Genomic DNA, 12,285 nt, shown 5'->3' on the forward strand with positions numbered 1-12,285 from the left:
TGGCTTTATAACCGTGCCATTAACGTGAGCTGAAAAAACAAATGCAATACCTGTCTAAACTTTATGATTTACATTGCAAACCATTACTTATGTTGATTGTTCTGAGTCGAATAATTAACACTGACAAATAGGTAAATCGGTGGAGTTACGTTTCAATAAAGATGCTTTTTTGTACAAGGTTCCCCCATGCCATTAAAAATGACATTGATTGCCCTTGCCGTTATGGCATCTGCGCAGCCCCAAGCGAATACACCTATAGCTCCGCCCGTCTCTCTTGCTGAAACCTATCAAGATGGAATAGATGTTTCTGAGTATTGGTACAGTGAGAAACTCGATGGAATTCGAGCCTACTGGACAGGTCAACACCTCGTGACCCGAAACGGAAACCGAATTTATGCGCCCGAGTGGTTCACTGAGTCACTTCCGAACTATCCATTGGATGGTGAGCTTTGGGCCGGACGCGGAAATTTTCACATTGTTCAGCAAACCGTTCTTGATAAAACACCAATTGATAGCGCGTGGCGCGAAATCGATTTTATGGTGTTTGACATGCCGTATTCCGCAGGAGATTACCGAAAACGTTATTACAACATTCAGGATTTAGTGTTTGATATTGATGAGCACCACATCAAATATGTTGAGCACCGAGCCATCCAAAATGAGCAACATTTGTTTGCTCAACTGGATAAAATTTCCTTGTCCGATGGCGAAGGCGTGATGCTGCGTAAAGTGTCGAGCCGTTACCAAGCGGGCAGAGGAAGCGACTTACTTAAGCTAAAGCGCTACGCCGACACGGAAGCTCAAGTGGTTGGCTACAAACCGGGAACGGGGCGTTTGCTTGGGATGATGGGCGCAATGCTCGTGCGTTTGCCAGATGGTACAGAGTTTTACATCGGCAGCGGTTTTACGGATGAAGTTCGTCGCCATCCGCCGAAAATCGGCTCTACCATTACGTTTAGATACAACGGGTTTACCCAAACGGGGAAACCAAGATTTGCTCGCTTTTTGAGAGAACGATTCAAGGAGTAGGTGAGTTTCCCACTACCACGCCACAACGTTTAAAAAGACCCTGCCAGAACTTAACATGTTCGAGGGTCTTTGTTCTAAATTGCTCATGCGCTTTTATCACGCCATAACTTTCCCCATGAAGTTCCATTCTCTGCTCAATGAGTATTGCACCATCATTCAACTGCTGATATGTACTGTCGACAAAGGCGAGGTATGGCTGTACTTCTTCAACATAAATTGACTGGAAAACATTTTTCAAATAGCGAAATTGTGTGGTGTCTCGATTCTTTCCACACACAATGCGCTCCTGATTTTCTTCTAGCAATTTTGTGGTGACATCAAGCCACTCAGAAGTGCTGTTCAAAGTGAAGTAAACCTTACCCATCAAGCGAGACTTTTCCATTTCCTCTTGATATTGCACGAAGGAGAAAGAGGGTAAGCGCGAAATGACCCCTTTAGGCGTCTCATACATGGCATTTAACGCATGAAAGGTTTTACTGACATGAGCAGTTTGATTGCGGCTTTTGGCTGATAACCAACTTGAAGCAGTGAGTTGCTTGCGCATGGTTTCGCTTGTGAGGAGAACGTTATCAAGATGAACGGGAAGATGCTGCCATTTTTGTTCATACAGGCGAGTTAACGTCGTGCGTTCGTCTTCGCTCAAGGGGTATTCAGTCAAACAACTATTGAGCGTGTTGAGCAAAGTGGTTTGGTAATCCAGGTCATGGAAAGGGTCTTGTACTTTGCCCAATTGGGAGTTCTTTTCCGCAATCAGGTTGAACAGGCCGCATTGACGCAGCTGGTAACTCTCTAGTAACCCTAGCGACAATCTTGGTAACTCTTGATACAAAGCCCTTTTATCAGGAATCGTGATAGCGGAAACCTCGTTAAGCTCTCTCGGGGGAACGTCGAGTACGTTCGCTAAACGTTGATGGTACTTTTCAAAGATTGCGCGCTCTGGATTCATCCAACCGTTGCAACCGCTGAGCAAAGCGAGTAATGCGAAGAATAGGATTTTCACGAACTTCCTTGTCTGTTTGCTTGTGTTACTCAATTAATACGTTGTCAAAAAGTATACCTAACAACTTGCCATGAAGATCAAAAAAGCCAGCGAATGCTGGCTTTTACGTTCTGTTGTAAACCGTCACCAATGGTGAGCAGAATTACTGCAGAGAAAAGTTAAGTTGTACATCGGGCTCTTGACGGTGCATCCAACGAAGGCGAACACCAAGCATTAACGCAGCTGCGGTCAGGCCGATGATAAAGCCAAGCCAGAAACCTTGCGCGCCCATTGGTTCAACAATCCAATCTGTACGACCAAGAATGTAACCAGTAGGAAGGCCAAGAATCCAATACGCGATGAACGTGCGGTTGAAGATCGCGCGCATGTCTTTGTAGCCACGAAGTGCACCGGCTGCGATGACTTGAACGGCGTCTGTGCATTGGTAAACCGCGGCAAACAGCAATAACTGCATCGCTAGTGTGATTACTTCTGGGTTATTGGTGTAAAGCTCAGCAATCAGTTCTCGAGACAGTACTGTGATGATCGCTGTAATCGTTGCTAAAGCAAGACCAACCATAATACCGACGCGAGATGCAACGCGTGCTCCGTCGACATTTTCTTCACCCAAACGGTGGCCAACGCGAATACTTACCGCAGCACCTACACTCATTGGCAACATAAATACCAACGAAGAGAAGTTAATCGCAACTTGGTGCGCCGCAACGATGATTGGGCCAAGTGGTGATACCAACAGCGCCACTACAGCAAACAGTGTCACTTCAAAGAACAGTGCCGCTGCAACAGGGAAACCCAGTTTAAACAGGCGAACTTGCGCTTTCCATTGTGGTTTATGGTATTCGCCAAACACATTGATGCTTTTTAGTCGTGATGACGTCATCACATACGCCAACAGCAACGCGAACATAACCCAATATACGATGGTGGTTGCTACGCCACAGCCTACGCCACCCAACTCAGGCGCACCAAATTTACCGTAAACGAAAATCCAGTTAAGCGGGATGTTCAGCAGTAAACCAATAAATCCAATCACCATCGCTGGCTTGGTTAATGACATACCATCAGTGAAGCTGCGCAGAGTTTGGAAGAGAAGAAAAGCTGGCACAGCGAAAATCACAGCATGAATGTAGCCGACGGTTTTATCTGCCATCACAGCTTCTACGTCCATCAATTGTAGAATGAACTGTGTTTGCAGTAACACACCAATGATCGGGATACTGATTAACAACGCAAGGACAACACCTTGCTGAATTTCAAATGGGATCTTTTCGCGACGCGCAGATCCGTTAAGCTGCGCCACAACAGGAACCAAAGCCATAAGCAGGCCAATACCAAACAAAATAGATGGCAGCCAAATGCTTGAAGCGACAGATACCGCAGCCATGTCAGTTGCGCTAACGCCACCTGCCATTACGGTATCGACAAAACCCATGCCCGTTTGAGCGACAGACGCGATCAATACAGGGGTAGCCAATTTAATTAGACTCGATGCTTCTTCTTTATAGCGATGCACGAAAAATACTCCAGAGCGGAACAATAAGATTGAAAGAAAGGGAGTGCTCGAGGACAAAAGATGTGATGAACTGATCTGATGGTTGATTTTAGTCACGATAAGGTGAAAAAATGCCTCGGAGAAACTCCGCGCAAATGATAAACAATTGTATGTGCATATGCTATACCTAAGCGATTCTCATTTTGGCTTTCTTCGAAGGATTGTTTAGGTATAGCAGGCAAAATGCCGCGGGACTTCAGTGTCTGTGCGGATAGCCAACGTTTGTATTGCATCAGTAGGTAAAAGACATGTTTACAGGAATAGTGCAAGGAACAGCGAAGGTTGTTCAGATTGATAAGAAAGAGCGTTTTCAAACTCACGTCATTGAACTTGATGGCGCGTTAATCGAAGGGTTAGAAATTGGTGCGTCTGTAGCGCACAATGGCTGCTGTTTAACTGTGACGAACATCGATGGAAATCGAGTCAGCTTTGACTTGATGCAGGCTACGCTTGCGTTGACCAACTTGGGGCTTATCGAAGAAGGAAGCGCCGTTAACGTTGAGCGCGCTGCTAAATTTGGTGACGAAATCGGTGGGCACAGTATGTCTGGTCACATTAGCTTAATGGCAAACATTGTGGATGTGATTGATACGCCGAACAACCGCACAATTTGGTTTGAGTTGCCACAAGAGTCGATGAAATATGTTCTTGCGAAAGGTTACATCGGTATCGACGGTTGCTCGCTAACCATTGGAGAAGTTGAAGCAAACCGTTTCTCTGTGCATTTGATTCCTGAAACTTTACAAAGAACCTTGTTTGGCAGTCGACAGGTGGGTGACAAGGTGAACATTGAATTCGATCCCCAAACTCAAGCGATCGTGGATACTGTTGAGCGCGTACTGGCGGCTAAACAGTTGTAGTTGGAACGCAGATTTGGCCTTATAGATTGGCCTCATATAGATGAAGAAAAAGGAGCAAAGAGGCTCCTTTTTCTATTTTAAATGGATTTGAAACAATACCGAGGGTAGCTACTCGTAGTTGTCATCAATAAACAACTCGACTTTATCTTGAAGTTCGTCCACGCGCATATTTAAATGAATCGCATGGCAACAAGCCGGGCAATCATCATAAAACTCTTGATCCCCATTACTTGCATCCAATGTTATGCCTATTGAGTGCCCACAATGCGGGCACTTAACATGCCTTTCAGTATAATTTTTCATACAACAACTCCTAGTATTGCAGGGCTTTTAAAACTCGATATTTAAGGAAGTACAGCCCTTTCACTTACTTTGCCTGACCATTCACAAATCGCGTAAACGCCATTTATGCCAACGGCTCAGGCACAATCTAAAGATAAGTTACTTAGATATTAGGTGGACTTGTTGCTAATTGATTCGAAATAAGTACAAAACTTGACCCCAAACTCAACCTTGAATCTGGGGTCTGTAGCTTGAGTGATGTGCCTCGAAAATTGACACAAAGCAGTGGCTTGTGCCTTCCAAATCAGTAAGAAATAATTTTATTGATAGTGAGCTGAGCTTGCTCCAAATAATGCCCACCGAACAAATTACAATGATTGAGGATGTGATAGAGGTTGTAGATATCTTTTCGTTCATGATAGCCAGGCAGCAATGGCATCACCGATTCATACCCTTGATAGAACTCAGGTTGGAACCCTCCAAACAATTCAGTCATCGCGATGTCGCATTCTCGGTCCCCCCAATAGCATGCAGGATCGAAACAAATCGGGCCAAACGCGGTGAGAGCGACATTACCATTCCATAAATCACCATGTAGAAGAGACGGTTCTGGCGTATGGTTCGCAAGAAGCTGTTTTACAACGTCAATAAAGTCGTCGATATCAACTAGCGTCACGCCTTTCTCTTTTAATAACTGCAGTTGCCAACCAATACGTTGCTCAGCGAAGAACATGCACCATTTTTTGTGCCATTGATTCGGCTGCAGGGTGGAACCGAGATAATTGTCGGTATCGAAACCAAACTCTTTCTGTTCTCCCCATTGATGCAGTTGAGCTAATTGCTGACCAAATTTAAAGCTGTTTTCAGGGTCATCTAAGGGTTTGGTAGGAAGGTAGTTTAAAATAATGAAAGCGTTGTTTTTGGTCTTACCGACCAATACCACTTCAGGGACAAATATTGTCGAAGTTTCGCGTAACAAGTGCAGGCTCTCGGCCTCAACTTCAAACTTGTGCAAGAATTCTCGGTCGTTGATTTTGACAAAATAGCGTTGCTCACCGTCGTTTATCATATAGCTTTCGCTAATGTCTCCGCCGGATAGTCGAACTTTTTCGGTGATCTGATATTCAAACAGTAAAGTATCAGAAAGTTGTTGCGATATTGCTTGCCACATACAAAACCTCGCGAATCTATTTGACCACCAATAGTTTAGGATAAACGACAAGAGATTGGCGCGGAGTTGAGCATACTTCGGCAAGAAAACTTTGATTAAAAACACCTATTTTTTATAAGTGTGAATCAAATCTCCTATAAGCCTATGATTTGTCGGCTTAACATATGGAGCAATTTGTTTACAACAGGTATGATTATTTTTTTGACTTTAGTTCCATTGGTGGCATGAAAATACTGATATGTGATGACTCGGCGGTTGCTCGTAAGCTTATCGCTCGAACCATCGTACAAGATACCTCATTGCACCTTATCGAAGCCCAAGACGGGAATGAGGCGCTGAAAATCTTAGCCGAACAAAATATTGACGTTTTGTTCCTCGATTTAACGATGCCCATTATGGACGGTTTCGAGGTTCTTGAGTCTTTACCCGTCAGTCATTATCCAACTCAGATCGTGATCGTGTCGGGTGATGTACAACAAGAAGCAAAGCAGCGCTGCCTAGAGTTAGGGGCAATGGATTTTATCGCAAAGCCGTTGTCAGAAGAACAAGTCGTCCCGCTGTACGAGCGTCTTGGGTTGCATTATGCACAGCGAACATCAATTGAGCTTAATTCTGCACAAAGCCAAGAAGAGCTTTCATCCCTTGCCAAGTTTCGTGAAATTGCCAATATTGCGCTAGGCAAAGGGGCGGCCATTATGGCTGATCACTTGCATGAGTTTATCCAGTTGCCAGTTCCGCATGTCGGGCCATTGTCCTATGGTGAATTGCATATGACGCTGGTGGACGTGATTGGGCGAGATAGCTCTGTAGCGGTTTCGCAGCGCTTTGTTGGCGGCGGTATACACGGAGAGGCGTTGGTTTGCCTACGTGGGAAAGATATCAATCAAATTGGCGAAAGGTTGGGGTATCTGCTCGAATTTACGCCTCATAATGAAATTATTTTAAATGTCTCTAACTTGCTGGTTTCGTCATTCCTAACCTCTTTAGGGAACCAACTTGATAAGCAGTTTTCACTTCGTCAGCCGGGCATCGTCGATACAATCACTCCTTACAATGAAGAACAAGGAGAATCAGGCGAACTCTTTACCATCGAATATACCTACATGGCGGAAGCGCTCGATTTTGAGTGTGAAGTATTATTTCTAATAGACAAACCATCAGTAGAAATTATTTATGAAATCATGGAGTTAATCTGATGTCCGATATCACGCTGGACATAGCAGACTTTCATTGGGTCACACAAATTTTAGATACCATGGATTCTGGGCTCATTGTTCTTGATCCAGAATATAACGTGTGTGTCTGGAACAGCTTTATGCAGTCTTACAGCGGTGTGCTGTCTCAAGATATTTTAGGTCAATGCTTGTTCGATCATTTCGACGAACTACCACGAACGTGGTTGGAAACGAAACTAAAGGCCTCTGCTGATCTTGAGACTCGTTCCTTCTCCAGTTGGGAAAACCGACCATACCTTTTTAAATTCAACAACTTTTCACCGGTTTCCAACAGCTGTGATTTTATGTTTCAAGACATCGTTATCACGCCATTGCGTTCACTTTCTGGCGAAGTAAGCCATATTGCGATTCAAGTGAACGATGTTTCCGAAACGGCGAGAAACCGAATCCATTTGCGAGAAACCAATCAGCATTTGTCTGAGATCAGCAGAAAGGATGGTTTAACAGGTTTGTTTAATCGAGCATTTTGGGAGCAATCATTAAAAGATGAGTTTGCGCACCTCAAAGTGATCGACGGACCATGTTCTCTGGTTATCTTCGATATTGACCACTTTAAAAAAGTAAACGACACCTATGGCCACCCAACGGGTGACGAGGTAATTCGTCGTACTTCTGCTTTACTTCGTAAAACCGCGCGCAGCAGTGACATTTGTGGCCGCTTTGGTGGCGAAGAGTTTACTGTGCTATTACCGCATACCAACCAAGAGCAAGCATGCTATTTTGCTGAGCGATTACGTAAGAGAATTGAGCAAGAGATCGTGAAAGTAGAAGATTTTTTGATTAATTACACGATAAGTATTGGTGTTTGCGAGTATAAGCCTTATTTTGAAAGTCACACTCAATGGTTAAAGAGTGCTGATGCGGCGTTATACCGCGCAAAAGAAAATGGGCGAAACCAAACTTGTTTGCATGAATGCGATTAACCTAATTGGTTGAAAAGCATCCAGTTAGCGCATGAATGTTTATTAATATGAAATAAGTTAATGAAATTTTCTCGGCATGTCTTACTATTGAAACTAATTCGCTTTCAGCTACGAAGGCTTGCAATAAACGGAGAAAAACAGTGGTTGTAGAAACCGATGGGTATCTCGCTCTCATTGAGCATTTGTCGCTTAATCTAGATATTTTCACAACGGAAATTGGCGATACAGGTTCCGAAAGCATCGAAGATGTGGTTACTGACATGGTTGCTTCAAACATCATGGCGATCTTTGAGCAAAACCCTGAGCTTCACTCAAGCGTACGTTTTAAACTGCTAAAAGAAGCAGATGCCGTTGTAGAAGACCTTGGTGAAGTGCTAGCGGGTGTGTGGAGCAAGAAAGCAACGAACGAACAGATTGCTTTTCTAGATGAATACATTGCGTTAGTGAAAAACCTATTTGATACCGCAGTCGCCACTTACGACTAATGTTCAAATGCCGAGTATGCCCCCTAATATTCAGCTAAACACTATTCCAACAATAAGAAGGGTTACAAGGTAACTCTTCTTACTTGCCAAAACTTGGACGCCCAGTAAGGGTTGTCTATTCTAGAAATAATTACCCCTTTAGACGTTGATGCGTGCATAAACTGCTTGTTCCCCAAGTAGATTCCAACGTGATAGGTGCTTCGTCGAGTTTTAAAAAACACCAAATCCCCTTGTTTGGCATCCGTCCAACTCAGCTCAACGCCTTGTGTGGATTGCTGCTTTGTCGTCCTTGGTAGGGCGAGTTGATACGCTTCGACAAAGGCTCTTTGAACGAACGCCGAACAGTCGATTCCCGATTTTTGCGTTCCACCAAGTCGATAGGGCGTGCCGTGCCACTCGTTGTAAAACTGAAACAAGTCAGGGTTATTAGACAATAACTGATTGGTGGGTACAGTTACTTCAACCTGCTCACTCGGCTCTGGGCCAGACGAACAAGCTGAAAGTAGAGCACTGATTATCAAAGGAAAATATATACGACGCAAATCTTCACCTGTCATCTGTATGACTCATAACTGAAATATTAATGTCATAACCAATCCATAGTATGGGCTGAAAATCACGGTTTTGTCTCACATGTGTGACGGATTCACGATAAAGCCGACTCAACCTCAAGAAAGAATAAAAATTGATTATGGCAACGCGCAAACGCTCACGCACATCGCTTTCACTGATTCAGACTATCAGCGCAACATTTTTAACTATCATCGCACTTGTTATAGCCCTTTCTGTCTCAAGTTTCAAAGGAATGGGGCAGGTTGGAGAACAATTTGAAGATTTGTCTCAAAAAGCATTACCGATTGCGATGGCCAATGCGACTCTGACCAGAAATGTGTTGGAGATGGTGAAACTGCTCAACTATGGAATGCAGGTAACGGAAGCGAAAGAGTTACCGCTTGTAGAAGCGCAAATTGAAGCACTGGCAAAACAGACAGAAGGTCTGATCGAAAAAACATCCGAAGTCGCCCCACAGCTTTCCAATGAGCTAAAAGATAAAGTGGAGACGTTGCACCAAATCACAAACTCCATTTTACTCAAGCAATCCGCAGTGATTCAGATGCAAGGGCACATCGATGCGAATGTTGGTGGTTTTCGCTATGGACTGAGTTCCATCGGCCCAGAGATGAACAGAATTAGCTCATTTTTAAGCCTGGATGATCCTGAGTCGAGTGACGCGGCAAACCGTTTTATTGCATCTGCGAGTTCGATGGAAAGCACTTTCCTTGTAATGATGATGCATACCGATTTACCTAAAGCGGAGAAAGAATATCGGGAGATGCGAAATCGAATTGCGGGGATTAACCTTGCTTACGAAGATTTCAAAGCCCTACACCCTGAAGTCAGTGATTACGCCAGCTTAACAGCGCCTTATGAGATGGTGAAATCAGGCTTTGACGAAGAGGGCATTTTGCAACTCATTCTTGCCAAGTTGGCCCAAAGCGAACAACAACAGCGTGAGTTTCATCAAGCGTCGTTATTAGCTGATGAAACCATGAGGCTCTTGGATAGCATTTCGCAGTCGGCATCGAACTTGATTGATGAACGCGAAGCCATGGTCAATAACACCATAGGCAGCGTCAGCATGATGGTTCTTGTCGCGGCGTGTGTTATCTCTCTGGTTATTTTGGTCTCTTGGTTCGGGCTAAAAACGTGGACAAACCGAGGCTTGAAGAATGTGCTGGTACGTTTATCCGCATTAACTGACCACGATTTTCGTGCCAAAGCAGATGAGATGGGCCCCTTTGAGCTAAAAGAGGTCGCACGCAAATTGAATCAGGTGATCGATTCAACACACGACTCTATCCAAACGGTTACACGTAACTGTGAGACGCTTTATCAAACCGCAGAAATCAGCCACGATGCAGCTGAGCAAACCAATGACGGTCTAACGACGCAAAACGAAGCGTTAGCGAGCATGGTGACTACGATTACTCAGCTAGAGGCGTCCATACGTGAAATTGCGACAGTAACGAATGCTTCGTCAGAAGATTCATTACTTGCTACACGACATACCGAAAAAGGTGTCCAAGTTGTCGAGCAAAACCGCAAGCGGTTGGAATCGTTAGAAAGCTCTTTGGATATGAATGAACAATCAATGTTAGAGCTAGACCAGCGTGTTAAGCAGATTCGTGAAATGGTCGATATGATCAGTGGTATCGCGGAAAACACCAATTTACTTGCGCTGAATGCAGCCATCGAAGCTGCTCGTGCAGGTGAACAAGGGCGCGGGTTTGCGGTTGTCGCGGATGAAGTCCGAAAACTGGCAAAGGATACCTCCCAGCAAACGACCAATATTCGTGAAATGATGAGTGAGCTTATTATTGCGGCAGAGCGTTCTCGCCAAGCGGTAAACGATTCGCGAGAAGAAATGACCCACGCGCTGCATTCCAGCAATGAAGTGAAATCGACGTTCTCTGACATCAACCTCGCGGTTAAGCATATTCAAGAGCGTGTTGAGCAGATCTCTGTTGCCACGGAAGAGCAAGAACGTGCGACGGCGGATGTGTCTCAATCCATCAATAATGTTTCCGAGCTTGGAGAGCGTACAAAGCTACAACTTGAATCCATGGTTGAAAGCTCTGAACAAGTGGCAGAAATTGCAGGGCATCAACAAGCGATGTTGCATAAATACGAGCTACATCAGTCCGCCTAAGTGACATGTTTTTATCTTCTATAAGCAGAACTTCGGTTCTGCTTTTTTGTTGCTTCTACGTACCTTCTCATTGCTATTCAAATCGCAAAAGTGAGCTATATCGCATCTTGCTCATTTCTTAAGGGCTGAGTTATCACTACGTGGTGTTAATGCTATGTCGGTAAAACAAGATGGCTAGAATGTTGTCCGAATTCAAAGGAATGAATCATGCAACTATTACAAAGAGCCAGCCTTATACTGGTTAATCATCAGCAAGAACTTTTGCTTATCCAGCGTTTTCAAAACGATAGACATTATTGGGCTTTTCCAGGCGGTAGTGTTGAGGTTGGAGAGCAGCCTGTTGAAGCTGCGAAAAGAGAAGCGCTGGAAGAAACCTCATTGGAACTCAATCGAGTCCAAAAGGTTTTTGAGATCGAAAACCAAGGTCGCTTAGAAACCTATTTTCTTTCTTATGTAGGGAGCTCAAAAGTGAAACTGGGGGTAGGGCCGGAACAAACCAGACAGTCAGACGTTAACCAGTATCATTTAAAGTGGGTGCGTTTAGATCAACTTCATACGATTCCTTTATATCCAGAGCAAGCCAAAGTCTTCTGTTTAGACAACGAGGAGTGGTTTTATGATCGATAAAGTCTGTCCCGTCGTTCTGCGTAAGCAAAACCAAGAGATCCTACTTTTTCAGCACCCCTTAGCGGGTATTCAACTAGTCAAGGGAACGGTTGAGACGTTTGATGAAAGTTACATCACGGCTGCAAAACGGGAGCTGGCTGAAGAATCTGGGATTACGCACGTTATCTCCGCTCGGTATTTATGTTCATGGGACAGTGGCTTTCAAAATCAAGCATGGCATTTTGTTTTGTGTGAGTGTGCAGACCTAGAGGATTCATGGACGTTTCATACGCAAGACGATGGCGGACATGATTTTGCGTTTTTTTGGCACGATATAGGGAGCGATATTTCCTCACAGTCGCATACCGTTTTTCAGAACGCACTGGAAAAAGTTCGAAAACTCATAGACCAAGGGGTGGTGTAAGTGAGGTT

At 44.3% G+C, this 12,285-nt stretch carries 13 protein-coding genes; 8 read left to right on the forward strand and 5 right to left on the reverse strand.

The window, feature by feature from the left end; translation table 11 throughout:
* Positions 1 to 186: 186 nt before the first annotated feature.
* A complete protein-coding gene (locus OU793_RS05850; RefSeq protein ID WP_017448527.1) occupies positions 187 to 1,029 on the forward strand; it encodes a DNA ligase in 843 nt (280 codons plus the stop codon).
* Here the strand turns inward: OU793_RS05850 and OU793_RS05855 are convergent.
* Together OU793_RS05855 and OU793_RS05860 are read right to left on the reverse strand one after the other, a co-directional pair.
* Positions 1,019 to 2,029 (reverse strand): DUF3080 domain-containing protein, encoded by a 1,011-nt coding sequence (locus tag OU793_RS05855; RefSeq protein WP_193234416.1) that lies wholly within the window; start codon positions 2,027 to 2,029, stop codon positions 1,019 to 1,021. The genes OU793_RS05850 and OU793_RS05855 overlap by 11 nt on opposite strands.
* Positions 2,030 to 2,171: 142 nt before the next feature.
* A complete protein-coding gene (locus OU793_RS05860; RefSeq protein ID WP_015296717.1) occupies positions 2,172 to 3,542 on the reverse strand; it encodes an MATE family efflux transporter in 1,371 nt (456 codons plus the stop codon).
* Positions 3,543 to 3,829: 287 nt separating this feature from the next.
* Here OU793_RS05860 and OU793_RS05865 point away from each other — a divergent pair, with 287 nt between their 5' ends.
* Positions 3,830 to 4,441, forward strand: coding sequence for a riboflavin synthase (locus OU793_RS05865; protein WP_005483431.1), 612 nt, complete (start codon positions 3,830 to 3,832; stop codon positions 4,439 to 4,441).
* Between the two features lie 108 nt (positions 4,442 to 4,549).
* On the opposite strand, the gene OU793_RS05870 is transcribed toward OU793_RS05865, so the two are convergent.
* Both OU793_RS05870 and OU793_RS05875 read right to left on the reverse strand, forming a co-directional pair.
* Complete coding sequence (locus tag OU793_RS05870) at positions 4,550 to 4,744, reverse strand: CPXCG motif-containing cysteine-rich protein (protein WP_005396219.1); 195 nt, start codon at positions 4,742 to 4,744, stop codon at positions 4,550 to 4,552.
* 283 nt (positions 4,745 to 5,027) lie between these two features.
* Positions 5,028 to 5,894 (reverse strand): fructosamine kinase family protein, encoded by an 867-nt coding sequence (locus tag OU793_RS05875; RefSeq protein WP_005455078.1) that lies wholly within the window; start codon positions 5,892 to 5,894, stop codon positions 5,028 to 5,030.
* 224 nt (positions 5,895 to 6,118) lie between these two features.
* Between OU793_RS05875 and OU793_RS05880 the strand changes: the two genes are divergently transcribed.
* From OU793_RS05880 to OU793_RS05890, 3 genes are all read left to right on the forward strand, one after another.
* Positions 6,119 to 7,090 (forward strand): response regulator, encoded by a 972-nt coding sequence (locus tag OU793_RS05880; protein ID WP_159404223.1) that lies wholly within the window; start codon positions 6,119 to 6,121, stop codon positions 7,088 to 7,090.
* Positions 7,090 to 8,052: a sensor domain-containing diguanylate cyclase gene (locus OU793_RS05885; RefSeq protein ID WP_005453915.1), complete on the forward strand. Its 963-nt coding sequence runs from the start codon at positions 7,090 to 7,092 to the stop codon at positions 8,050 to 8,052. Before OU793_RS05880 ends, OU793_RS05885 begins: the two co-directional genes overlap by 1 nt.
* A 140-nt stretch (positions 8,053 to 8,192) precedes the next feature.
* Positions 8,193 to 8,537, forward strand: coding sequence for a DUF3802 family protein (locus OU793_RS05890; RefSeq protein ID WP_005453925.1), 345 nt, complete (start codon positions 8,193 to 8,195; stop codon positions 8,535 to 8,537).
* 62 nt (positions 8,538 to 8,599) lie between these two features.
* On the opposite strand, the gene OU793_RS05895 is transcribed toward OU793_RS05890, so the two are convergent.
* Entirely contained in the window at positions 8,600 to 9,094 is a 495-nt protein-coding gene (locus OU793_RS05895) for an NlpC/P60 family protein (RefSeq protein WP_015296721.1), read from the reverse strand.
* A 134-nt stretch (positions 9,095 to 9,228) separates the two neighbouring features.
* On the opposite strand from OU793_RS05895, the gene OU793_RS05900 reads away from it, so the two are divergent.
* The 3 genes from OU793_RS05900 (at position 9,229) to OU793_RS05910 (ending at position 12,277) form a co-directional block, all read left to right on the forward strand.
* A complete protein-coding gene (locus OU793_RS05900) occupies positions 9,229 to 11,247 on the forward strand; it encodes a methyl-accepting chemotaxis protein (protein WP_159404120.1) in 2,019 nt (672 codons plus the stop codon).
* Positions 11,248 to 11,454: 207 nt separating this feature from the next.
* On the forward strand, positions 11,455 to 11,874 hold the full coding sequence (locus OU793_RS05905) for an NUDIX domain-containing protein (RefSeq protein WP_025534427.1): 420 nt from the start codon (positions 11,455 to 11,457) through the stop codon (positions 11,872 to 11,874).
* Positions 11,864 to 12,277, forward strand: coding sequence for an NUDIX domain-containing protein (locus OU793_RS05910; RefSeq protein ID WP_159404119.1), 414 nt, complete (start codon positions 11,864 to 11,866; stop codon positions 12,275 to 12,277). The genes OU793_RS05905 and OU793_RS05910 overlap by 11 nt, the downstream gene beginning before the upstream one ends.
* The last annotated feature ends 8 nt before the right edge of the window (positions 12,278 to 12,285 follow it).

The organism is Vibrio sp. VP6 (assembly GCF_028823755.1).
GTDB lineage: Bacteria > Pseudomonadota > Gammaproteobacteria > Enterobacterales > Vibrionaceae > Vibrio > Vibrio parahaemolyticus.

What these genes read in the sequence shown, in the direction of transcription:
- OU793_RS05880 (WP_159404223.1), top strand. Translation starts at nt 6,119, where the DNA reads ATGAAAATACTGATATGTGATGACTCGGCGGTTGCTCGTAAGCTTATC.
- OU793_RS05905 (WP_025534427.1), top strand. Translation starts at nt 11,455, where the DNA reads ATGCAACTATTACAAAGAGCCAGCCTTATACTGGTTAATCATCAGCAA.
- OU793_RS05850 (WP_017448527.1), top strand. Translation starts at nt 187, where the DNA reads ATGCCATTAAAAATGACATTGATTGCCCTTGCCGTTATGGCATCTGCG.
- OU793_RS05900 (WP_159404120.1), top strand. Translation starts at nt 9,229, where the DNA reads ATGGCAACGCGCAAACGCTCACGCACATCGCTTTCACTGATTCAGACT.
- OU793_RS05865 (WP_005483431.1), top strand. Translation starts at nt 3,830, where the DNA reads ATGTTTACAGGAATAGTGCAAGGAACAGCGAAGGTTGTTCAGATTGAT.
- OU793_RS05885 (WP_005453915.1), top strand. Translation starts at nt 7,090, where the DNA reads ATGTCCGATATCACGCTGGACATAGCAGACTTTCATTGGGTCACACAA.
- OU793_RS05910 (WP_159404119.1), top strand. Translation starts at nt 11,864, where the DNA reads ATGATCGATAAAGTCTGTCCCGTCGTTCTGCGTAAGCAAAACCAAGAG.
- OU793_RS05875 (WP_005455078.1), bottom strand. Translation starts at nt 5,894, where the DNA reads ATGTGGCAAGCAATATCGCAACAACTTTCTGATACTTTACTGTTTGAA.
- OU793_RS05870 (WP_005396219.1), bottom strand. Translation starts at nt 4,744, where the DNA reads ATGAAAAATTATACTGAAAGGCATGTTAAGTGCCCGCATTGTGGGCAC.
- OU793_RS05895 (WP_015296721.1), bottom strand. Translation starts at nt 9,094, where the DNA reads ATGACAGGTGAAGATTTGCGTCGTATATATTTTCCTTTGATAATCAGT.